We start from the raw sequence: 22,633 nt of genomic DNA, 5'->3' as shown, positions 1-22,633 counted from the left end.
TGAGACGTAGTTGTACAAACTTTATAAGTTGTACAGGATTATTGCAGAGGTTTTGGGTATGTCGAGTAGTACAAAACCGAAGATCGCCATCAGCGCCTGCCTCCTTGGCGAGAACGTGCGCTTTAACGGTGGGCATAAACAGTCGCTGCTGTGCACCCAGACACTCAGCGACTACTTCGACTTCGTGCCGTTGTGCCCGGAAGTTGCCATCGGGATGGGCATCCCCCGCGAGCCAATCCGGCTGGTAGGCGACCCTGCGCAGCCGCAAGCCGTTGGCACGGTAAACCGTGAACTCAACGTCACGCAGCCACTGCACGACTACGGCCAGCAAATGGCCCAGGCACACACCGACCTGTGCGGTTATATCTTCATGCAGAAGTCGCCATCGTGCGGCCTGGAGCGGGTCAAGGTGTACCGCGCCAACGGCACGCCCGTTGACGGTGGCGGCCGCGGCATTTACGCCCAGGCGTTTTGTGCGCGCCACCCTAACCTGCCGGTAGAAGAAGACGGCCGGCTGAACGACCCTGTGTTGCGGGAAAATTTCCTGACCCGCGTATTCGTGTATGCCAGTTGGCAACAACTGCTGGCCGAGGGGCTCACCCGCCACGGCTTGCTGACGTTTCACTCGCGCTACAAGTACCTGCTGATGGCCCACAGCCCGGCGCATTACAAAAGCCTGGGCCATTTGCTCGGCAGCATGGGCAAGGACGTCGATCTCCAGGCTCTGGCCCACGGCTACTTCGGCGAGCTGATGACGGGCCTGAAGAAGTGCGCCACCCGCGGCACACACAGCAATGTGCTGCAACACATCAGCGGCTACCTCAAGCAGGTCATCAGCGCCGATGACAAACAGGAAATGCAAACCGTGATCGGCCAGTACCGTCAAGGCATCGTGCCGCTGGTAGTGCCACTCACCCTGCTCAAGCATCACTTTCGCCAACACCCGGACCGTTACATCGCGCAGCAGGCCTACCTGCAACCGCACCCGGAAAACCTCAGCCTGCGTAATGCGATATAACCCATGAAAGCTGCCCTGCTTGACGAACCCGGCGAAGACATTGCCCTGGCCCTCGAAAACGGCTGGTTGCCAATCCGCGAAGTGGCGCGCCAGACCGGCGTCAACGCCGTGACCCTGCGCGCCTGGGAACGCCGCTACGGCCTCATCGTGCCCCAGCGCACGCCCAAGGGGCACCGGCTGTTCAGTGCCGAACACGTACAACGCATTCACGCCATCCTCACCTGGCTCAATCGAGGCGTGCCGGTCAGTCAGGTCAAAGGCTTGATCGACTCAGCCCACGCCCGCCCCGAGCCCATGGAAAACGAGTGGCACGCCCTGCGCCAGCATTTGGTGGATGCCATCAGCGAACTGGCCGAACGCCGGGTCGATGACGCCTTCAACCAGGCCATGGCGCTCTACCCGCCACGCACCTTGTGCGAGCAATTGATGCTGCCGTTGCTCAAGGAGCTGGAACAAAGATGGCAGGGTCAGTTCGGCGCGCAGATGGAGCGGGTGTTTTTCCTGTCGTGGCTGCGCAGCAAGTTCGGCGCGCGGATTTATCACAACAATCGCCAACTCCACGGCGCGCCGCTGCTGCTGGTCAACCATTCCGACTTACCGCTGGAACCGCACCTGTGGCTCAGTGCCTGGCTGGCCAGCAGCGCCGACTGCCCGGTGGAAGTATTCGACTGGCCGCTGCCTGCCGGCGAACTGGCCCTGGCGGTGGAACACCTGCAACCACGCGCCGTGCTGTTGTATTCGAGCAAGACCCTCCATTTGTCGACACTGACAAAACTATTGGGCGGCGTCAGTTGCCCAATAGTGATTGCCGGCCCGACGGTGCGCATTCACAACGCCGAGTTATCCGTAATCACCCGCGACGTCCCTGAATTGTTCATGGCGCAAGACCCGTTATCGGCCCACCAATTATTGATCCAGCATGGAATCGTCTAAATGCATCTGATCTGGCTGCGCACCGACTTACGCCTGCACGACAACACGGCCCTTGCTGCTGCATGCCAGCGTGGCCCCGTCGCGGCCATTTACCTGATCACTCCCGAGCAGTGGCTGGCCCACGATGACGCGCCGTGCAAAATCGATTTCTGGCTGCGCAACCTGCAGCACTTGAGTCAGGCGCTGGGCGAACTGAACATCCCTTTATTGATCCGCTACGCCGCGACCTGGGACCAGGCGCCTGCTGCACTGAGCGAACTGTGCCGGGAATTGTCGGTGGAGTCTGTGCACGTCAACGAGGAATACGGCATCCACGAGAGCCAGCGTGATGCTGCCGTGGCACAGACGCTGCAAACGCAGGGAATCACGTTTCACAGCTACCTGGACCAACTGTTTTTCCAACCCGGTAGCGTACTGACCAAGACCGGCACCTATTTCCAGGTGTTCAGCCAGTTTCGCAAGGTTTGCTACAACCGCCTGCACAGCGCCCTGCCGCGCCAGGTGGCAACGCCGAAAACTCAGGCCAGGCTCGACGTGAAAAGCGATCCGGTGCCGACCACGGTCGACGGTTTCGAGTCGCCCAGCGAAACTTTGCGCGCCCTGTGGCCAGCCGGTGAAGACGAGGCGCGCCGCCGCCTCGACGCCTTCACCGACGAGCAGATCAGCTATTACAAGGACGAGCGCGACTTCCCGGCCAAACCCGGTACCAGCCAGCTTTCGGCCTACCTCGCCGCCGGTGTGGTTTCGCCGCGCCAGTGCTTGCACGCTGCGCTGCAAACCAATCAGGGCGAGTTCGAAAGCGGCGACATCGGCGCCATCACCTGGATCAACGAGCTGCTATGGCGCGAGTTCTATAAACACATCCTGGTCGGCTACCCACGGGTGTCCCGCCACCGCGCCTTTCGCCCGGAAACCGAAGCGCTGGCCTGGCGCAATGCCCCCGAAGACCTCGCGGCCTGGCAACAGGCGCGCACGGGTTTGCCGATCATCGACGCGGCCATGCGCCAATTGCTGGAAACCGGCTGGATGCACAACCGCCTGCGCATGGTGGTAGCGATGTTCCTGACCAAGAACCTGCTGATCGACTGGCGCGAAGGCGAGCGCTTTTTTATGCGCCACCTGATCGACGGCGACCTGGCGGCCAATAATGGCGGTTGGCAGTGGAGCTCATCGACCGGTACCGACTCGGCACCGTATTTCCGAATTTTCAGCCCCTTGAGCCAATCGGAGAAATTCGACGCCGACGGTATTTTCATCAAGCGCTGGCTGCCGGAACTGGCCACGCTGAATAAAAAAGAAGTGCATAACCCGGCAGCGGCTGGCGGTTTGTTTGGCGTGGCGGATTACCCCCGCGCCATCGTCGACCTCAAAGCCTCTCGGGAACGCGCACTGGCTGCCTTTCGCCGCCTGCCTTCACGTCAGGAGATGGCCGATCATGAATGACTTCCTGCGCCGCTTCGCCGAAGCCTTCGCTACGCTGGACAAGCACAACCTGCACCTGCTTGGCCGTTTGTACAGTGATGACATTGTATTTGCCGACCCGCTGCATGAAGTCCATGGGTTGCCCGAACTGCAGCGTTATTTCGCGCAGCTGTACAGCAACGTCAACCAACTGGATTTCGAGTTTCAGGGTTTCGACCAGACGGCCGAAGGCGAAGGCTACCTGCGCTGGACCATGATTTTTTGTCACCCGCGCCTGGCCGCAGGCAAGATGATCCGGGTACAAGGCTGTTCCCACTTGATGTGGCGCGACAAGGTCTACCAGCATCGCGATTACTTCGATGCCGGCGCACTGCTTTATGAACATGTGCCGATTCTCGGCGGCGTCATCAGTTGGCTGAAAAGGAGAATGGGATGAGCCTTGCATCGCCCCGCCGTTATTGGCTGACCGGCGCCAGCAGTGGCATCGGCGCCGCATTGGCCGTAGAACTGCTCAACAGTGGCGCCCATGTGGCCCTCAGTTCCCGCACCAAAGGCCCGCTGGAAGCACTCGCCCATCGCTATCCAGGGCAAGTGCTGGTGGTGGCCGGCGACCTGACCAACAGCCAGACTGTGCGCGAGATCGGTGAACACATCACTCAAGTCTGGGGCGCACTGGACACGGTGCTCCTCAATGCCGGCACCTGTGAATATGTCGACGCCCGGCAATTTGACGCTTCGATCATCGAACATGTGGTGCGTACCAATCTGTTGGCCAGCAGTTACTGCATCGAGGCCGCGCTGCCGCTGTTGCGCGCCGGGCGTAACCCGCACCTGGTGGGCGTGGCCAGCGCCGTGACTTACCTGCCGATGCCACGCGCCGAAGCCTATGGCGCATCCAAGGCCGGCCTGCGTTACCTGTTCGAATCCCTGCGCATCAGCCTGTCGCCGGAAAACATCGACGTCACCGTGATCAGCCCAGGCTTTGTCGACACACCGCTGACCGAACGCAATGACTTCCCGATGCCCCTGAGCTGGTCCGCCGACAAGGCGGCGCGGCACATCTTTGCAAAACTGGAAAAACGCCCGCTGGAGATTGCCTTCCCGGCCATGTTCATTGCCACCCTGTGGCCGCTGTCGAAGCTGCCCAACCGCGCGCAATTGATCATCGGCAAGCGCATGTTGCGCAGCCCGCCACCGAAAAAGGATGATCTGTGAAGATCGCCATTGTCGGCAGCGGTATCGCCGGGCTGACCAGCGCCTACCTGCTCAGCCGCCGCCACGACATCACGGTGTTCGAAGCGGGCGACCGCATCGGCGGGCACACGCACACAGTCCACGTTACCGTAGAGGGCGAACGCTATGCCGTGGACACCGGCTTTATTGTGTTCAACGACTGGACCTACCCCAACTTCATCCAATTGCTGGGCCAGATCGGCGTGACGTTCAAACCCACCGAAATGAGCTTTTCGGTGTGCGACCAAAGCAGCGGGTTCGAGTACAACGGCAACAACCTCAACAGCTTGTTTGCCCAACGCCGCAATATTCTGTCGCCCGGGTTCTGGGGCATGTTGCGCGATATCCTGCGCTTCAACCGCCAGGCGCCTTTGGACCTGCAACAGCAGCGTATCAGTGCCGAGATGACCCTCGGTGACTACCTCGCAGCCGGCGGTTACGGCCAAAGGTTTATCCGCCACTACATTGTGCCGATGGGGGCTGCGATATGGTCAATGTCCCTTTCGGACATGCTCGGTTTCCCGCTGCAATTCTTCGTGCGCTTCTTCAAGAACCACGGCTTGCTATCGATCAACAACCGGCCGCAATGGTGCGTGATCGAAGGCGGTTCAAGCGGCTACATCGAACCGCTGACCCGCAGTTTTCGCGAGCGTGTGCGCCTCGGCTGCCCTGTGCATAAAGTGCAACGCATCGACAGTGGGGTGGTTATCCACAGCCCGGACGGCAGCGAAACCTTCGACCGGGTGGTATTGGCCTGCCACAGTGATCAGGCCCTGGCCTTGCTTGAAGACCCGAGCCAGGCCGAACAAGAGATCCTCGGCGCCCTACCCTACGCCGACAACGACGTAGTGCTGCACACTGACACGCGCTTGCTGCCTGACCGCAAGCTGGCCTGGGCCAGTTGGAATTACCGGCTGACCGGCCACTCGCAGAATCAGGCCGCCGTCACCTACGACATGAACATCCTGCAGGGCATCGACAGCGACACTACCTTTTGCGTCAGCCTCAACCAGACGCAAATGATCAACCCGCTGAAGATCCTCGCGCGCTACACCTACGCCCATCCGCAGTACAGCCTGGCTGCCGTGGCCGCTCAAGCACGCTGGGAAGAATTGCACGGTACCCGCAACACCTTTTATTGCGGCGCGTACTGGGCCAACGGCTTCCACGAGGACGGCGTGGTCAGCGCCCTGCGCGTGGCCCAGGCGTTCGGGGAAAGCCTGTGAACAGCGCCCTGTACAGCGGCTGGATCGCCCATCGCCGGTTTACGCCCAGGGCCCACGCCTTTCGCTACCGCATCGGCCTGCTGTATCTGGACCTCAGCGAACAGGATGCAGTGCTCGGGCTTTCACCTCTGGCCGGCACTGGTCGCCTGGCGCCTTTCGGCTTTCGCCAGCAGGATTACCTGCGTGAACTCACGTGCCACGGCATGAGCTTGAGCGATGCGGTGCGCCATGAAGTCGGCAAAGCTCTGGGGCGTACACCCCAGGGCGCTATCTGCCTGCTGACCCAGGCCCGCAGTTGGGGCCTGGCGTTTAACCCGGTGAGTTTCTTCTACTGCTTCGAGGCCGACGGGCAGTTGGCCGCGATCCTGTGTGAAGTAACCAACACGCCATGGCGCGAGCGCTATCACTACGTGCTGCCGGCCCAGCCCCTCGACGCCGATGAGCATCAGCACTTCGCCGTGGCCAAGGCGTTCCATGTGTCGCCCTTCTTACCGCGCGACCTGGAATACCGCATGAGTTTCAGCCCGCCATCTGCCCGGCTCGGCGTGCACATGGCCGACTGGCAGGGCACGCAAAAGGTTTTCGACGCCACCTTGAGCCTGGAAAAACATTCACTCAGCCGCGCAAGCCTGCATCGCTATTTGTGGCGCTTCCCTTGGATGACCGCCAAGACCTGCCTGGCAATCTACTGGCAAGCCTTGCGCCTGCTGCTCAAGCGCACACCGATTTTTTCCCACCGGGCCGCCGATGGCGCCTCTCGCACCGCCGTCGGGTACACCAAGGATCGCCGCCATGAAATCCCCTAGCTTATCGGTCAAGGCTAACCGCCTGAACGTCAATGGCATGACCGCTGCGCTGTTGCGCAAGGCGGTGCTGCGCCAGCTCAGCCAACTGCGTCACGGCCAGTTGGTGGTGATCGAAGACGGCGAGCGACAAGTGTTCGGCGCACGGGAAGCGCACCTGTTAGGCGAAATTCAGATTCTCGACTCGGCGGTATGGGGCCTGGTGGCCGCCAATGGTTCGATCGGCGCCGGCGAGGCGTTTATCCATGGTTACTGGACCAGTCCCGACCTCACCGCCGTGGTCCGGGTGATGGTCAGCAACCTGGACGTACTCGACGCCATGGAAGGTGGCCTGGCACGCATGGCCCGCCCGTTCACCCAAGGCCTGCACTGGCTCAACCGCAATACACGCAAGGGCTCGCAGAAAAACATCGCCGCCCACTACGACCTGGGCAACGATCTGTTCGAAGAGTTTCTCGACCCGACCATGATGTACTCGGCGGGGCAGTTTTTGACACCCGATGACAGCCTGGAACAAGCGCAACTGAACAAGCTGGAGCGCATCTGCCAGAAACTGGCGCTCAAGCCCAGCGACCATCTGCTGGAAATCGGCACCGGCTGGGGCAGCATGGCGTTGTATGCGGCGCAGCATTACGGCTGCAAGGTCACCACCACGACCCTGTCCAAGGAACAATTCGCCTACACCGAAAAACGCATTCATACGCAGGGCCTGCAAGATCAAGTGACCTTGCTGCTCAGCGATTACCGCGACCTCACTGGCGAGTATGACAAGCTGGTGTCGATCGAGATGATCGAAGCGGTGGGGCATCGGTTCCTGCCGACCTATTTCAAACAATGTGCGCACTTGCTCAAGCCCAACGGCCTGATGCTGCTGCAAGCCATCACCATTCGCGAACAGCGCTTTGAACAGGCCAAGCGCAGCGTCGACTTCATCCAGCGCTACATTTTCCCCGGTGGCGCCCTGCCCTGTGTCCAGAACATGCTGCACATCGTCAGCCGCGACACCGACATGAACCTGCTGCACATGGAGGACTTCGGCCTGCACTACGCCCGTACCCTGCGCCTGTGGCATGAAAACTTCCGCCGCGCCCATGGCCGTCTCATGGAACTGGGCTACGACGAGTATTTCCTGCGTTTGTGGGAGTTCTACCTGTGCTATTGCGAAGGCGGGTTTATGGAACGCACCATCGGTACCGCACAACTGCTGCTGGCCAAACCCGCGGCGATCAACCCGCCATTGCTTGGGCGCTTCAGTGCTTAAAACCCTGGCCAATGCCGTGCTGTTCCAATGCGGCTGGTTTGCCTGCGTACTCGGCGGCGACAGCCCATGGCTGCTGGCGGGGCTGGCGGTATTGAGCGTGCACCTGCTGTGGATAAGTTCGCTGGCGGATGACGGCCTGCTCGTGCTCAACGTGACACTGGCAGGCACACTGCTGGACACGCTGTTGCGCACCCTGGGCGTTTTCCACTTCAGCGAGCCCGGGCCGTTGATTCCATTCTGGTTGATCGTACTGTGGGCGCTGCTGGCCACGACCCTGCGCCATTGCCTGGCCTGGAGTGCACGGCCCTGGTGGCTGGCCGGCCTGTTGGGCGCAGTGGGTGGGCCTTTGTCTTATTACGCCGGCAGCCAATTGGCCGGCGTGGGTTTTGGCTACGGCACGGCAGCGACTCTGATCGGCCTGGCGCTGTTATGGGCCATGCTGTTCCCCTTGCTGCACGGGCTCGCGCGCAAGCTCGAACACTGACGCTTGTCCGAGCATTCATACACGTTTAACGCACTTGCCTTACACTGCGCGGCTATGACCAACATCCCCCATATCCAAATCACTGAACCGGCCGTCACCTGCTCGACGTGCGCGGCCTGCTGCTGTCAGCTGGAAGTCATGCTGATCACCGACACCGGCGTGCCGCAGCGCTTTATCGATACCGATGAGTGGGGCGGCGAAGTGATGCTGCGCCTGGACGACGGCTGGTGCGCGGCACTGGATCGAGACACGATGATGTGCACGATCTATGCGCTTCGACCGCTGATTTGCCGGGAGTTCGAGATGGGAGCGCCGGAGTGTCTTGAAGAGCGGGAAGGCATCGCGACGGTCTACCGCTGATCCTGCGATGAGCAAAGATCTAAATGTGGGAGCAGCTCGCGAAGGCGGAGGGTCAGTCTATGCATGTGCTAGCTGATACACCGATTTCGCGAGCAAGCCCGCTCCCACAGGGGGGGCTTCGTTGTTGTTGAATTACAACGGCATGGTGTAGTGCAACGAGTAGCTCTCTACCCCGTCGTTATTGCTGCTGATGCCGGCGTTGGAATAGTGCGTGGCGCGAATGCCCACTTCATGCCCACCGGTAAACCGCAGGCCGAAACCCAGGCGGTCTTCGAACTGAAAGGCTTGGCCGATGTTGTTGTCTTCCAGCCGGGTACGGGAGAACACCGCCACGCCGATACCGGCTTCGATGTAGGGCTTGACTGACTGGCCGGCAAACTCATACACAAACACCGGCGAGAACGACAGGCTGCTGGCACCTGCACGGTCATCACCTTCCCAATACGTGTAGGCGCCGCTCCAGTAGCCGGTCAGACGGCCAACATCGCTTTGCATCCAGCTTTTATCCCAATCCGAAGTCAGGCCCAGTCGATAGGTCAACGTCGAATCACTGGTACTCCCCAACCCGAACTCCAGGCCGGCGGCCTGGGCTGAAACAGAGTGTCCCAACACAGCGGCCGCAATCGCAGCCAAACAGAACAAGCGCTTCATAAGAAACATCCTTCCGAACGAAGTTATAGAGTTTTAAACAGGCTAACTGGCTATAGAAGCTGACGTAGAGCCGGAAGTTCAGCTTTTATCAGCACCATTTCACGAAATTTTCACGAGCCAAAGCTTCGCACAACTCCGGGATGTTTCCAAAGTGTCGGTAGGATATTTCTTAGGTGAGTCAGATCGCCGCTGGTCCAGAACTGTGCAGTATCGGGATTGCCAACTGCCAGCAGGTCGCGCCCATCCAGCAAGCGCTTGAGCTGGCGCGCCACCGCGGCGCCGGTGTCGATCAGGATAATGCTGGGGGGCAGCATCTGCGCCAGGAGCGGCTTGAGGAAGGGATAGTGGGTGCAACCCAGGATGATGGTGTCGCAACCGGCGCTAAGCAGCGGCTCGATATAGCCCTGCAACAGTACATGCAAGGCCGGGCTGTTCAGGTCACCGGCTTCAATCAGCTCCACCAGGCCCGGACAGGGTTGGGTCACCACTCGTACATCAGTGGCGAAGCGGTCGAGCAAGGCCGCAAATTTGGCGCTTTGCAGCGTGCCGGTGGTGGCGAGCACACCCACCACGCCGCTGCGGGTAGCGGCAGCAGCGGGCTTGACCGCAGGCTCCATGCCGACCAAGGGCCAATCAGGGTAGTCCTGACGCAAATCGGCAACGGCGGCGACCGTTGCGGTGTTACACGCGATCACAAATGCCTTGGCGCCGCGCTCGCGGAAAAACTCGGCGACGGTTCGAGAACGCTCAAGGATGAAAGTGGGAGTTTTCTCACCATAAGGGATATGCCCGCAGTCGGCCACGTACAGCAGCGATTCATGGGGCAATAACTGCTGGATTTCTTCCAGCACCGTCAGGCCGCCGACGCCGGAGTCGAACACACCGATGGGCGCGCCCTTAACCATGCCGGGTTCCACACACGCTGCAACCCGGGTCGCGCTTGACGCGCAATTCGCGAAAACGCGTGGTCAAGGCGTCGATCAGCAACAGGCGACCCACCAGCGGCTCACCGAAACCTGCCAGCAGCTTCAAGGCTTCCAGCGCTTGCAGGCTCCCGACCAGCCCCACCAATGGTCCGACCACGCCGGCTTCGCTGCAGGTCAGTTCGGTGTCGCTGCCGTGCCCGTATAAACAGTGATAGCACGGGCTGTCGGCGCGACGCGGATCGAACACCGACAATTGCCCCTCAAGGCGAATGGCCGCGCCACTGATCAATGGCTTGCCCGCCACGACGCAGGCCGCATTCACCGCTTCGCGGGTAGAGAAGTTGTCGCTGCAATCGAGCACCACATCCACTGCGCCGATTGCAGAGACCAGCGAGTCAGCATCCAGCGCCACGCGATGGGGGGTCAGGGTGATTTCAGGGTTGATCGCGCTCAGACGAAGCATGGCCGAATCAACCTTGGTCTGCCCTACGCTGTGGGTGTCATGGATGATCTGGCGTTGCAGGTTAGTCAAATCGACCGTGTCAAAATCCGCCAGGTGCAGCTCACCTACACCGGCCGCGGCGAGGTAGAGCGCAACCGGGGCGCCCAGACCGCCGAGGCCGACGATCAACGCGCGGCTCTGTTTCAGGCGCAACTGGCCGTCGATGTCGACATGCTGCAACAGAATCTGCCGGCTATAGCGCAACAGCTCCTGATCGGTCAGCACGGTCGGTGCCCCAGGGTGATGCGTTCGTGACCGCCAAGATCGATACGACTGTGTACGCCTTCAAAGCCTTGGCTCAGCAACAAGTCACGCACAGCCAGGGCCTGGTCGTAGCCGTGCTCAAGCAACAGCCAGCCGCCAGCATTCAGATGGGCCGGTGATTCATTGATGATCAGGCGCAAATCGTCCAGCCCATCAGGCCCGGCCACCAGGGCGCTGGCCGGTTCAAACCGTACATCCCCCGCCACCAGGTGCGGATCGTTGTCAGCAATGTAGGGCGGGTTACTGATGATCAAGTCGAAGCGATCGCCTTGCAGGGCGCTGAACCAATGGCTGTTGAGCACCGTGGCGTTATTGAGGTGCAGGCGCTGGCGGTTGCGCTCGGCCAGGGCCACCGCTTCGAGCACGCGATCAACGGCGGTGACCTGCCAGGCCGGGCGCTCGCTGGCTAACGCCAAGGCAATGGCGCCACTGCCGGTGCCCAGGTCCAGGACATTGGCCGGGGTAGCAGGCAGCAGTTCCAGAGCGGCTTCCACCAGCAATTCGGTTTCCGGACGCGGGATCAGCGTGTGCGGTGCGACCTCCAGATCCAGCTTCCAGAAGCCTTGCTGGCCGAGGATATAGGCCACCGGCTCGCCGCTGCGGCGGCGCTGCAGGTAGTCGGCAAAGGTCAGGGCGTCTTCGCTGCTGACGATCTTTTCCGGCCAGGTGTGCAGGTAGCTGCGGGACTTGCCCAGGGCGGCGGCCAGCAGCAGTTCCACATCCAGGCGCGCGGTGGGCGAATCGGGCAGGTCGGCCGCACGTAGCAGGCTGGCTATGATGGTCATTTATTCACCTATCGCGGCCAGTTGATCCGCCTGATATTCGGCGAGCAACGGCTCGATTACCGCATCCACGCCACCGGCGAGAATCTCATCCAGGGAATAAAGGGTGAGATTGACACGATGGTCGGTTACCCGGCCTTGGGCAAAGTTGTAGGTTCGGATGCGCTCGGAGCGATCGCCCGAGCCCACCAGCAGCTTACGCTCGCTGGCAATCGCGTTGGCGGCGGCGCTGGTTTGCTGGTCGTTCAATTTGGCCGACAGCCAGGACATGGCCCGCGCCCGGTTCTTGTGCTGGGAACGTTCTTCCTGGCATTCCACCACGATGCCCGACGGCAAGTGGGTAATCCGAATCGCCGAGTCGGTCTTGTTGACGTGCTGGCCACCGGCGCCCGACGAGCGGTAGGTGTCGACACGCAAGTCCGCGGGGTTGATCTCGATGGCTTCCTGCTCGTCCGGCTCAGGCAACACCGCCACGGTGCACGCCGAGGTATGGATACGGCCCTGGGACTCAGTCGCAGGGACACGCTGCACACGGTGGGCGCCGGATTCGAACTTCAGCTTGCCGTAGACGTTGTCACCTTCGACCCGAGCAATGACTTCTTTATAGCCACCGTGTTCACCTTCGTTCTCGGACAGGATCTCGACCCGCCAGCCGCGTCGTTCGGCGTAGCGCGAATACATGCGGAACAGGTCGCCGGAGAAAATCGCCGCCTCGTCGCCACCGGTACCGGCGCGGATTTCGAGGAACACGTTGCGCCCGTCGTTGGGGTCCTTGGGCAGCAGCATGCGTTGCAGGTCGCCTTCCAGTTCGGCGAGTTTTTCCTTGGCCTCGCGGACTTCTTCCACGGCCATTTCACGCATGTCCGGGTCATTGTCCTTGAGCAGCGCCTGGGCGCCTTCGAGGTCAGCCTGCACTTTGCTGAGATGTTTGTAGGTGGCTACAATCGGCTCAACTTCGGCGTACTCCTTGGAATAAGCGCGAAACTTGGCCTGATCAGAAATGACCTCGCCGTCGCCGAGCAAAGCGGTCAGTTCTTCGAAACGGTCCTGGAGCACGTCCAGTTTATTGAGCAGTGACGCTTTCATTGCGGTTTTTTATCCGAAGAGCTGTCTGACGCGCCCTCACCGAGGGCAAAGAGTTCCTGAGCCATGGCCAGCGCATCGAGGCGGCCTTCGGCGGTAAGCTTTTTCAACTGAACGCTGGGTGCATGGAGCAGTTTGTTGGTCAGGCCACGGGCCAATTGCATCAGCACCTCTTCGGCGCTGCTGCCGTTGGCGAGCAGACGCTGGGCCTTGAGCAACTCTTCATCACGCAGGCGTTCGCCCTGCTGACGATACGCCTTGAGCACATCCACCGCCGCCAATTCACGCAGGCGCACCATGAAATCTTCAGCACCGGTGCTGACCATCTCCTCGGCGGCCTGGGCGGCCCCCTGGCGGCTCTTGAGGTTCTCGGCGACCACTTCATGCAAATCGTCGACGCTATAGAGGTAAACGTCGTCCAACTCGCCGACTTCGGGTTCGATATCCCGGGGAACGGCGATATCCACCATGAAGATCGGCTTGTGCTTGCGCAGTTTCAACGCGCTCTCGACCGCACCTTTGCCGAGGATCGGCAACTGACTGGCGGTGGAGCTGATAACGATATCACTGCGCACCAGTTCAGCCGGAATGTCTGACAACAGCACGGCATGAGCACCGAACTGTTCAGCGAGGATACTCGCCCGTTCGAGCGTGCGGTTGGCGACAACGATGCGCTTCACGCCTAAATCGTGCAGGTGCCGGGCTACCAGGGTAATGGTTTCACCGGCACCGATCAGCAGCGCCTGGCTGCGCTGCAAATCGCTGAAAATCTGCTTGGCCAGGCTGACAGCGGCAAAGGCCACCGACACCGGGTTTTCGCCGATAGCCGTGTCGGTACGCACCTGCTTGGCCGAATTGAAGGTGGCCTGGAACAGGCGCCCCAGCAGCGGACCGACCGTGCCGGCCTCACGCGCTACAGCATAGGCAGACTTCATCTGGCCAAGAATTTGCGGTTCGCCCAACACCAGCGAGTCGAGACCGGCCGCCACACGCATCATGTGACGAACTGCCGCATCCTCTTCATGCACATAGGCACTGGCGCGCAGGTCATCGAGGCTCAAATGGTGATAATCGGCCAGCCAGCGCAGTACCACATCCGCGCAAAGATGTTCCTGCTCTATATAGAGCTCGCTGCGATTGCAGGTCGAAAGGATCGCAGCTTCGCGGCTGTCGGTGAGCCGGCAGAGCTGCTGCAAGGCCTCAACCAACTGCTCTGGCGTAAACGCCACGCGCTCGCGCACGTCTACGGAGGCAGTCTTGTGGTTAATACCGAGTGCGAGGAAGGCCATTCAATATCGCTGATGATGTCGGGAAGCCGACAATTGTCCTACTTCGAAAGATCCAGAACAACCACCGTCGTCTATTGTCCTAATGCGTTATGCCTATAAAGGCCTCCACTGAGACTCGGTTATGTTTGGCCGAAGGCTTGTGTCATGATGATCCGACCGCAGGTTAGTCGTCCTCTTCCTATATGAATAGATCTTCCGCGTTGCTCCTTGCTTTTGTCTTTCTCAGCGGCTGCCAGGCCATGGCACCCGTGTCGCCGGAGGCTACGCCGCCGGTAGAAGACACCTCCCCCGCCCCTGAAAAGCCCAAGGTTTATTCCTCGTTCAGTGAAGAAACGATCTACAGCCTGCTGACGGCGGAACTGGCCGGCCAGCGTAATCGTTTCGATATTGCGCTGGATAATTACGTGACCCAGGCCATCAACACCCAGGATCCGGGCATTTCCGAGCGGGCGTTTCGCATCGCTGAATACCTGGGCGCCGACCAGGCTGCGCTGGATACGTCGCTGATCTGGGCAAAAAATGCCCCCGACGATCTGGAAGCCCAGCGCGCCGCCGCCGTGCAACTGGCGCGCGCGGGCCGCTATGACGACTCTATGGTCTATATGGAGAAAGTCCTGCAGGGCAAGGGCGACACGCATTTCGATTTCCTGGCGCTGTCGGCCGCCGACACCGATCAGGACACCCGCAATGGCCTGATGAAGAGCTTCGACCGCCTGCTGCAAAAGCATCCGAAGAACAGCCAGCTGATTTTCGGCAAAGCCTTGCTGTTGCAACAGGATGACGAAGCCGACGCCGCACTCAAATTGCTTGAGCAAAACCCGCCGGAAGACGGCGAGATCGCGCCAATTCTGCTGCGAGCACGCCTGCTGCAGAACCTCAACCGCGGCAAGGAAGCGATTCCTCTGCTGGAAAAAAGCATCAAGAAATACCCGGACGACAAGCGCCTGCGCCTGACTTATGCGCGAATGCTGGTTGAGCAGGACCGCATGGAAGACGCCAAAGTGCAGTTCGCCAACCTGGTCCAGCAATACCCCGACGACGACGAACTGCGCTATTCGCTGGCCCTGGTGTGCCTGGAAGCCAAAGCCTGGGATGAGGCCAAGGGCTACCTGGAACAGTTGATTGAACGTGACAGCCATGTCGACTCGGCGCACCTGAACCTGGGCCGCATTGCTGAAGAACGCAACGACCCGCAGGCCGCCCTGCTCGAGTACGCCCAGGTCGGCCCCGGCAATGACTACCTGCCCGCCCAGTTGCGCCAGGCCGACATCCTGATGAGCAATGGCCGTACCGACGAAGCGGAAAAACGCCTGGCCGCGGCCCGCGATGCCGAGCCGGACTACGCCATCCAGCTGTACTTGATCCAGGCCGAGACCTTATCGGCCAACAAGCAGGGCGAACGCGCCTGGAAGCTGCTGCAACAAGCGTTATTGCAATATCCCGACGATTTGAACCTGCTGTACACCCGCGCCATGCAGGCTGAAAAACGCAATGACCTGGCCCAACTGGAAAAGGACCTGCGCCTGATCATCAAGCGCGACCCGGATAACGCCATGGCACTCAACGCCCTGGGTTACACCTTGTCCGACCGCACCACGCGTTACGCCGAAGCCAAGGTACTGATCGAACAGGCCCATGCGCTCAACCCTGAAGACCCGGCCGTACTCGACAGCCTGGGCTGGGTGAATTACCGCCTGGGCAACCTCGACGAGGCCGAGCGCTTGCTGCGCCAGGCACTGGAGCGCTTTCCCGATCAAGAAGTTGCCGCACACCTGGGCGAAGTGCTCTGGGCCAAGGGCGAGCAACGCGAAGCACGACAAATCTGGGAAAAATTCCTCAAGGAACAACCCGAAAGCCCAATCCTGCGCGGCACCATCAAGCGCCTGACCGGATCCGAGACCCTTTAAGCTTATGTTCTTTCGCCACATTATCGTCTTCAGTTTTATCGCCCTGCTCGCCGGTTGCGCGGGCGTAGGCACCCGTGAATCCGTTGAAGGCCAGGGCAACCCGGCGCAATGGCAACAACACAAGGATCAGCTCAGCAGCATCGACGGCTGGCAGATCGAGGGCAAGGTCGGGGTTCGCGCGCCGAAAGATTCCGGCAGCGGCACCCTGTTCTGGCTGCAACGCCAGGATTATTACGACATTCGCCTCTCGGGCCCGCTGGGCCGGGGGGCGGCTCGCCTGACGGGCCGGCCGGGGCAAGTGAGCCTGGAAGTGGCCAACCAGGGCCGCTATGAAGCGACCTCCCCGGAGGAACTGCTGGAGCAGCAGATCGGCTGGAAGCTGCCTGTCTCGCATTTGGTCTGGTGGGTGCGCGGTCTTCCAGCGCCCGAGAGCAAAAGTCGCCTGAGCCTCAATGGCGACAGTCGCCTTGCCTCCCTGGAGCAGGACGGCTGGCAGGTGGAGTACCTGAGCTACGTGCAACAGAACGGCTATTGGCTGCCCGAGCGCATCAAGCTGCACGGCACCGACCTTGATGTCACGTTGGTGATCAAGGACTGGCAACCGCGCAAGTTGGGGCAATAACGTGACAGAACGCCTGACCCTGCCCTCGCCTGCGAAACTCAATCTGATGCTGCATATTCTTGGTCGCCGTGAAGATGGCTATCACGAGCTGCAGACCCTCTTTCAGTTCCTCGACTATGGCGATGAGCTGACCTTCGCCGTACGCGACGATGGCGTGATCCAGCTGCACACCGAATTCGAAGGCGTGCCCCACGACAGCAATCTGATCGTGAAGGCGGCGAAAAAACTTCAGCAACAATCCGGCTGCCGGCTCGGGATAGATATCTGGATCGACAAAATCCTGCCCATGGGCGGTGGCATCGGGGGTGGGAGTTCGAATGCTGCAACGACGTTGCTGGGGCTGAACCACTTGTGGCAACTGGGCTGGGACCACGATCGCCTGGCTGCGCTGGGCCTGGCGCTGGGCGCGGACGTCCCGGTTTTCGTGCGTGGCCACGCCGCGTTTGCTGAGGGCGTAGGGGAGAAACTTACCCCTGTAGAACCCGAAGAACCCTGGTATGTCGTGCTTGTGCCGCAAGTATCTGTAAGTACAGCAGAAATTTTTTCAGATCCGTTGTTGACACGTAACTCTTCTCCCATTAAAGTGCGCCCCGTTCCCAAGGGAAACAGTCGAAATGACTGCTTACCGGTTGTAGCAAGGCGTTATCCAGAGGTACGTAACGCTTTGAATTTGTTAGGTAAATTTACCGAAGCAAAATTAACCGGAACTGGAAGTTGTGTGTTTGGGGGCTTCCCAAGCAAAGCTGAAGCTGATAAAGTCTCGGCCCTTCTTACAGAGACCCTTACAGGGTTTGTAGCAAAGGGAAGCAACGTTTCGATGTTGCATCGCAAGCTGCAAAGTCTGCTCTAAAGGAATCGAGTGTTAGGCACTCGTTGCAACAGATACAGGGGCGTCGCCAAGCGGTAAGGCAGCAGGTTTTGATCCTGCCATGCGTTGGTTCGAATCCAGCCGCCCCTGCCATTTTCTAATACTCATCCAGGTTACCCTCAGCCTCTAGGTACTGCGCGTGTCCAAGATGATGGTCTTTACGGGGAATGCCAACCCCGATCTGGCTCGACGTGTCGTACGTCAGCTGCATATCCCTCTCGGTGACATCTCTGTCGGTAAGTTTTCCGACGGCGAAATTACAGCCGAGATCAATGAAAATGTCCGCGGTAAAGACGTCTTCATTATTCAGCCGACCTGCGCTCCGACCAACGATAACCTGATGGAACTCGTCGTGATGGCTGATGCCTTCCGCCGCTCCTCAGCGACTCGAATCACAGCTGTAATCCCTTACTTTGGTTATGCCCGTCAGGATCGCCGTCCGCGTTCCGCACGTGTGGCTATCAGCGCGAAAGTCGTTGCTGACATGCTGACCGTGGTAGGCATCGACCGTGTTCTCACGGTTGACCTGCACGCTGACCAAATCCAGGGGTTCTTCGATATTCCGGTAGATAACATCTACGGCTCCCCCGTTCTGGTGGATGACATCGAAGACCAGCGCTTTGAAAACCTGATGATCGTGTCCCCGGACATTGGTGGCGTCGTGCGTGCACGGGCCGTTGCCAAATCCCTGGGCGTGGACCTCGGGATCATCGATAAACGCCGTGAAAAAGCCAATCACTCTGAAGTGATGCATATCATCGGTGATGTCGAAGGGCGTACCTGTATTCTGGTTGATGACATGGTCGACACCGCCGGCACCCTGTGCCACGCGGCGAAAGCCCTGAAAGAGCACGGTGCTGCAAAAGTCTTCGCCTACTGCACACACCCTGTGCTGTCGGGCCGAGCGATCGAGAACATCGAGAACTCCATGCTGGACGAACTGGTGGTGACTAACACCATCCCGTTGTCCGCTGCTGCTCAAGCCTGTTCGCGTATCCGTCAACTGGATATCGCACCGGTAGTTGCCGAAGCGGTTCGCCGCATCAGCAATGAAGAATCGATCAGCGCGATGTTCCGTTAAGGGTCAAACCTTCGGAGCACCTCACTGACGAAAAGCGCCCCGCCCCAACATACTGTTGGGGCGGGGCTTTTTTGCCCATATCGCCTTTAGCGCTGGTCGCAAACGCTGGGGCGAATGTGGTTATTTTGGAGATACAACATGAACGATTTTACTCTGAATGCTGAAGTGCGTTCCGACCTGGGGAAAGGTGCGAGCCGCCGCCTGCGTCGTCTCGCAAGCCTGGTTCCAGCTGTAGTTTACGGTGGCGACAAAGCCCCTGAATCCATCAGCATGCTGGCCAAAGAAGTTGCCAAACTTCTCGAAAACGACGCTGCCTACAGCCACGTTATCGAACTGAACGTTGGCGGCAAAAAGCAGAACGTTATCATCAAGGCCCTGCAGCGCCACCCTTCCAAGGGCCACGTACTGCACGCTGACTTCGTACGCGTTGTAGCCGGTCAGAAACTGACCGCTATCGTACCTGTGCACTTTGTTGGCGAAGAAGCTCCAGTCAAGAAAGGTGGCGTTGTTTCTCACACCACTACCGAGCTGGAAGTAAGCTGCCTGCCGAAAGACCTGCCTGAGTTCATCGAAGTCGACCTGTCGGCTGCTGAAATCGGCACCATCATCCACCTGTCCGACCTCAAGGCCCCTAAAGGCGTTGAGTTCGTTGCACTGGCTCACAACGACGACAAGGCTGTTGCCAACGTCCACGCGCCACGTGTTGTAGCAGAAGATGAAGCCGGCGAAACCGCTGCCGAGTAATACACTCTGCAACGAAGGAGCTTGAGGGAACATCGCGGACCGAAACGTAGCGAGAAAGCGGGCAACAACGCGAAGTTTATCTCTGGATAAGTGAGCTCCTGTCGTCCACTTTCGCCGCACGCTGGTGTAGCGATGTTATCCACAACTCCAAAGGAAGGGCCCCTGTCGTGACTGCCATTAAACTGATCGTTGGCCTGGGAAATCCAGGCGCCGAATACGAACAGACCCGGCATAACGCGGGGGCCCTTTTTGTTGAGCGCATCGCCCACGCCCAAGGCATCAACCTTGTGGCCGATCGCAAATATTTCGGCCTGACCGGGCGCTTTTCGCACCAGGGTCAGGATATTCGTCTACTGATTCCCACCACCTACATGAACCGCAGCGGCCAGGCTGTCGCGGCGCTCGCGGGCTTCTTCCGGATCAAACCCGAAGAAATCCTGGTGGCCCATGACGAACTGGACCTGCCACCCGGCGTTGCCAAGCTCAAGCAAGGCGGCGGACACGGCGGGCACAATGGCCTGCGCGACATCATCGCGCAGCTGGGCAATCAGAATACCTTTTACCGTCTGCGGCTCGGCATTGGCCACCCAGGCGTTGCCAGTATGGTTTCAAATTTCGTCCTGGGTCGTGCGCCACGCGCCGAACAGGAAAAACTCGATGCCAGCATCGATTTTGCCCTCGGCGTGCTGCCGGATATCTTCGCCGGTGAATGGAACCGCGCGATGAAAAACCTGCACAGCCAGAAGGCCTGACTTTTACCCGAGGGGAAACACCATGGGATTCAATTGCGGCATCGTCGGCCTGCCCAACGTCGGCAAATCCACCCTGTTCAACGCCCTGACCAAGTCCGGTATTGCGGCGGAGAACTTCCCCTTCTGCACCATCGAACCCAACAGCGGCATCGTGCCGATGCCGGACCCACGCCTGGAGGCACTGGCGGCGATCGTCAACCCCAAGCGCATCCTGCCGACCACCATGGAATTCGTCGACATCGCGGGTCTGGTCGCTGGCGCATCCAAAGGTGAAGGCCTGGGCAACAAGTTCTTGGCCAACATCCGTGAAACCGATGCCATTGCCCATGTGGTCCGCTGCTTTGAAGACGAGAACGTGATCCACGTTTCCAACAGCGTCGACCCCAAGCGCGACATCGAAATCATTGACCTGGAACTGATCTTCGCCGACCTCGACAGCTGCGAAAAGCAACTGCAGAAAGTCGCGCGTAACGCCAAAGGCGGAGACAAGGACGCAGTGGTCCAGAAAGGCCTGCTGGAGCAGTTGATCGCTCACTTCACCGAAGGCAAGCCGGCACGCAGCCTGATGAAGAGCATGGGCACCGATGAGAAGGCTGTGATCAAGGGCTTCCACCTGCTGACCACCAAGCCTGTGATGTACATCGCCAACGTCGCCGAAGACGGCTTCGAGAACAACCCGCTGCTCGACGTGGTCAAGGCCATTGCCGAGGAAGAAGGCGCCATTGTTGTTCCGGTATGCAACAAGATCGAAGCTGAAATCGCCGAGCTCGATGACGGCGAAGAAAAAGATATGTTTCTTGAGGCCCTGGGCCTTGAAGAGCCTGGCCTGAACCGTGTGATCCGCGCCGGCTACGAGATGCTCAACCTGCAGACCTACTTCACCGCCGGTGTCGAAGAAGTTCGCGCCTGGACCGTCAAGGTTGGCGCTACCGCGCCACAAGCTGCCGGCGTGATCCACACCGACTTCGAAAAGGGCTTCATCCGCGCCGAAGTGATCGCCTACAACGACTTCATTCAGTACAAGGGTGAAGCCGGTACCAAGGAAGCCGGTAAATGGCGCCTGGAAGGCAAGGAATACGTCGTCAAGGATGGCGATGTAATGCACTTCCGTTTTAACGTGTAAGTACCATCCGCGGTATTGACTGCGGGACCAGAAAAAGCCGATGCATTGCATCGGCTTTTTTGTGGGCGAGCGCTTATGATAAAAGACTTATATCCAAAAAAAACAGACTCTCAGAATATTCCTACTTACCAATCGACCGATTAACTCCGCACTTATTCCTGCAACCAACAAACGTTAACTTACCATCATTTTCCTACATCACTCCTCCGCTTAAACCTCTCTACACCGAGTGACAACTTTTATAATCTACGTTCTACTGAAATGGCGCTTGCACACCGTATTTGCAACAGTGAAGTAATAGCGAACAGGGAGTATCAATTCATGTCGACCTACGTCCAGAAGGATAATAAAACAGACGTTTCACTCATCGAAGGTCCGGAAATTGAAACCACGCTTAACAACACTGCCGCGCTCAACGTTGACATTCTGTTGCTGGGAGAAACCGGCACCGGAAAAGACACTCTTGCACAGCGGATTCATCGTTTATCGGGGCGACGCGGTAATTTTGTTGCCGTGAACTGTGCGGCCATTCCAGAAAGCCTCGCGGAAAGCCAGTTGTTCGGTGTCAACAGCGGGGCTTATACCGGGGCAATACAATCAAGGGCTGGATTCGTCGAAGCTGCCCACTTGGGTACCTTGTACCTGGATGAGATCGACAGCATGCCCCTGAACCTGCAAGCCAAGCTCCTGCGCGTGCTGGAGTGCCGTGGGGTGGAACGCCTGGGCTCGACTCGGTTGATCTCCGTGGACATGCGCGTCATCGCATCAGCCCAGCAGTCGCTACAAATCATGGTCGAACAAGGCGCCTTCAGGCGTGACCTCTACTTTCGTTTGAATGTGGTCAACATCGAACTCCCCGCCCTGCGAGATCGGCGCGAACGCATCATCCCGTTGTTTCTGGAAATGGTTCAGGAAGAAGCGGAGCAGTTCAAATGCAGTGCCCCATCGGCTCCTGACAGCCTGCTGCATCAACTGCTCTGTCACTCCTGGCTGGGTAATGTGCGCGAACTACGTTCGACGGCGAAACGGTTCGTCTTGGGCCTCCCGCCGCTCTCAACTCCCGTATGCAGACAGCAACCGCCGCAGACGGACCTGAAGACACGCCTTCAACAGATTGAAAAAGCATTGATCGAAGAATCCATGTACCGCCACCACCACTGTGTAGATACCGTAGCAATTGAGTTGGGGGTCGCTAAGCGCACGCTGTATTACAGGATGAAACAATTGAATATATCACTGGCATAAGCTCAATTGTTGCTCTTACAGCTAACAAGCAGGCCATAAAAATCCTGTATTGCC

The 22,633-nt window shown here is 59.3% G+C and carries 24 protein-coding genes and 1 tRNA gene; 19 read left to right on the top strand and 6 right to left on the bottom strand.

The window, feature by feature from the left end; genetic code table 11:
* Positions 1-58: 58 nt before the first annotated feature.
* From PSEBG33_RS23015 to PSEBG33_RS23060, 10 genes are read left to right on the top strand one after another with little or no spacing between them, the layout of a single operon-like run.
* Positions 59-1,018, top strand: a complete 960-nt coding sequence (locus PSEBG33_RS23015) for a YbgA family protein (RefSeq protein WP_005784633.1) — start codon at positions 59-61, stop codon at positions 1,016-1,018.
* A gap of 3 nt (positions 1,019-1,021) precedes the next feature.
* Positions 1,022-1,951, top strand: coding sequence for a MerR family transcriptional regulator (locus PSEBG33_RS23020; RefSeq protein WP_005784632.1), 930 nt, complete (start codon positions 1,022-1,024; stop codon positions 1,949-1,951).
* Positions 1,952-3,394, top strand: coding sequence for a deoxyribodipyrimidine photo-lyase (gene phrB, locus PSEBG33_RS23025; protein WP_005784631.1), 1,443 nt, complete (start codon positions 1,952-1,954; stop codon positions 3,392-3,394).
* Positions 3,387-3,809 (top strand): nuclear transport factor 2 family protein, encoded by a 423-nt coding sequence (locus PSEBG33_RS23030; RefSeq protein ID WP_005784630.1) that lies wholly within the window; start codon positions 3,387-3,389, stop codon positions 3,807-3,809. The genes phrB and PSEBG33_RS23030 overlap by 8 nt, the downstream gene beginning before the upstream one ends.
* Entirely contained in the window at positions 3,806-4,588 is a 783-nt protein-coding gene (locus PSEBG33_RS23035) for an SDR family NAD(P)-dependent oxidoreductase (RefSeq protein ID WP_005784629.1), read from the top strand. Before PSEBG33_RS23030 ends, PSEBG33_RS23035 begins: the two co-directional genes overlap by 4 nt.
* Positions 4,585-5,832, top strand: a complete 1,248-nt coding sequence (locus tag PSEBG33_RS23040; RefSeq protein ID WP_005784628.1) for an NAD(P)/FAD-dependent oxidoreductase — start codon at positions 4,585-4,587, stop codon at positions 5,830-5,832. Before PSEBG33_RS23035 ends, PSEBG33_RS23040 begins: the two co-directional genes overlap by 4 nt.
* Complete coding sequence (locus tag PSEBG33_RS23045; protein WP_005784627.1) at positions 5,829-6,638, top strand: DUF1365 domain-containing protein; 810 nt, start codon at positions 5,829-5,831, stop codon at positions 6,636-6,638. The genes PSEBG33_RS23040 and PSEBG33_RS23045 overlap by 4 nt, the downstream gene beginning before the upstream one ends.
* Positions 6,625-7,896, top strand: a complete 1,272-nt coding sequence (locus PSEBG33_RS23050; protein WP_005784626.1) for an SAM-dependent methyltransferase — start codon at positions 6,625-6,627, stop codon at positions 7,894-7,896. Before PSEBG33_RS23045 ends, PSEBG33_RS23050 begins: the two co-directional genes overlap by 14 nt.
* On the top strand, positions 7,889-8,380 hold the full coding sequence (locus PSEBG33_RS23055; protein ID WP_005784625.1) for a DUF2878 domain-containing protein: 492 nt from the start codon (positions 7,889-7,891) through the stop codon (positions 8,378-8,380). Before PSEBG33_RS23050 ends, PSEBG33_RS23055 begins: the two co-directional genes overlap by 8 nt.
* 54 nt (positions 8,381-8,434) lie before the next feature.
* Complete coding sequence (locus tag PSEBG33_RS23060; RefSeq protein WP_032803249.1) at positions 8,435-8,740, top strand: YkgJ family cysteine cluster protein; 306 nt, start codon at positions 8,435-8,437, stop codon at positions 8,738-8,740.
* Between the two features lie 132 nt (positions 8,741-8,872).
* Here PSEBG33_RS23060 and PSEBG33_RS23065 read toward each other — a convergent pair whose 3' ends face one another.
* The 6 genes from PSEBG33_RS23065 to hemA form a co-directional block, all read right to left on the bottom strand.
* Complete coding sequence (locus PSEBG33_RS23065; RefSeq protein ID WP_005784623.1) at positions 8,873-9,391, bottom strand: acyloxyacyl hydrolase; 519 nt, start codon at positions 9,389-9,391, stop codon at positions 8,873-8,875.
* 110 nt (positions 9,392-9,501) lie between these two features.
* Positions 9,502-10,296, bottom strand: coding sequence for a glutamate racemase (murI, locus tag PSEBG33_RS23070; protein ID WP_005784621.1), 795 nt, complete (start codon positions 10,294-10,296; stop codon positions 9,502-9,504).
* Complete coding sequence (locus PSEBG33_RS23075; RefSeq protein ID WP_005784620.1) at positions 10,289-11,044, bottom strand: molybdopterin-synthase adenylyltransferase MoeB; 756 nt, start codon at positions 11,042-11,044, stop codon at positions 10,289-10,291. The genes murI and PSEBG33_RS23075 overlap by 8 nt, the downstream gene beginning before the upstream one ends.
* Positions 11,038-11,868 (bottom strand): peptide chain release factor N(5)-glutamine methyltransferase, encoded by an 831-nt coding sequence (prmC, locus tag PSEBG33_RS23080; RefSeq protein ID WP_005784618.1) that lies wholly within the window; start codon positions 11,866-11,868, stop codon positions 11,038-11,040. The genes PSEBG33_RS23075 and prmC overlap by 7 nt, the downstream gene beginning before the upstream one ends.
* Entirely contained in the window at positions 11,869-12,951 is a 1,083-nt protein-coding gene (prfA, locus tag PSEBG33_RS23085; RefSeq protein WP_005784617.1) for a peptide chain release factor 1, read from the bottom strand.
* Entirely contained in the window at positions 12,948-14,237 is a 1,290-nt protein-coding gene (gene hemA / locus PSEBG33_RS23090; protein WP_005784616.1) for a glutamyl-tRNA reductase, read from the bottom strand. Before hemA ends, prfA begins: the two co-directional genes overlap by 4 nt.
* 182 nt (positions 14,238-14,419) lie before the next feature.
* On the opposite strand from hemA, the gene PSEBG33_RS23095 reads away from it, so the two are divergent.
* The 9 genes from PSEBG33_RS23095 (at position 14,420) to PSEBG33_RS23135 (ending at position 22,579) form a co-directional block, all read left to right on the top strand.
* Positions 14,420-16,144, top strand: coding sequence for a tetratricopeptide repeat protein (locus PSEBG33_RS23095; protein WP_005784615.1), 1,725 nt, complete (start codon positions 14,420-14,422; stop codon positions 16,142-16,144).
* Positions 16,145-16,148: 4 nt separating this feature from the next.
* Positions 16,149-16,766 (top strand): lipoprotein insertase outer membrane protein LolB, encoded by a 618-nt coding sequence (gene lolB, locus PSEBG33_RS23100; protein WP_005784614.1) that lies wholly within the window; start codon positions 16,149-16,151, stop codon positions 16,764-16,766.
* 1 nt (position 16,767) lies between these two features.
* Entirely contained in the window at positions 16,768-17,616 is an 849-nt protein-coding gene (gene ispE, locus PSEBG33_RS23105; protein WP_005784613.1) for a 4-(cytidine 5'-diphospho)-2-C-methyl-D-erythritol kinase, read from the top strand.
* A 36-nt stretch (positions 17,617-17,652) separates the two neighbouring features.
* A tRNA-Gln gene (locus PSEBG33_RS23110) sits at positions 17,653-17,727 on the top strand.
* A 46-nt stretch (positions 17,728-17,773) separates the two neighbouring features.
* Positions 17,774-18,715, top strand: a complete 942-nt coding sequence (locus PSEBG33_RS23115; protein ID WP_003208392.1) for a ribose-phosphate pyrophosphokinase — start codon at positions 17,774-17,776, stop codon at positions 18,713-18,715.
* A 138-nt stretch (positions 18,716-18,853) separates the two neighbouring features.
* Positions 18,854-19,459, top strand: coding sequence for a 50S ribosomal protein L25/general stress protein Ctc (locus PSEBG33_RS23120; protein WP_005784612.1), 606 nt, complete (start codon positions 18,854-18,856; stop codon positions 19,457-19,459).
* Positions 19,460-19,626: 167 nt separating this feature from the next.
* Positions 19,627-20,211: an aminoacyl-tRNA hydrolase gene (gene pth / locus PSEBG33_RS23125; protein WP_005784610.1), complete on the top strand. Its 585-nt coding sequence runs from the start codon at positions 19,627-19,629 to the stop codon at positions 20,209-20,211.
* Between the two features lie 22 nt (positions 20,212-20,233).
* Positions 20,234-21,334 (top strand): redox-regulated ATPase YchF, encoded by a 1,101-nt coding sequence (gene ychF, locus PSEBG33_RS23130; RefSeq protein WP_005784608.1) that lies wholly within the window; start codon positions 20,234-20,236, stop codon positions 21,332-21,334.
* A 321-nt stretch (positions 21,335-21,655) separates the two neighbouring features.
* Entirely contained in the window at positions 21,656-22,579 is a 924-nt protein-coding gene (locus tag PSEBG33_RS23135) for a sigma-54-dependent Fis family transcriptional regulator (RefSeq protein WP_005784606.1), read from the top strand.
* Positions 22,580-22,633: the final 54 nt, after the last annotated feature.

The organism is Pseudomonas synxantha BG33R (assembly GCF_000263715.2).
Taxonomy (GTDB): Bacteria; Pseudomonadota; Gammaproteobacteria; order Pseudomonadales; family Pseudomonadaceae; genus Aquipseudomonas; species Aquipseudomonas synxantha_A.
This window is presented reverse-complemented; position numbering and strand designations above follow the sequence as displayed.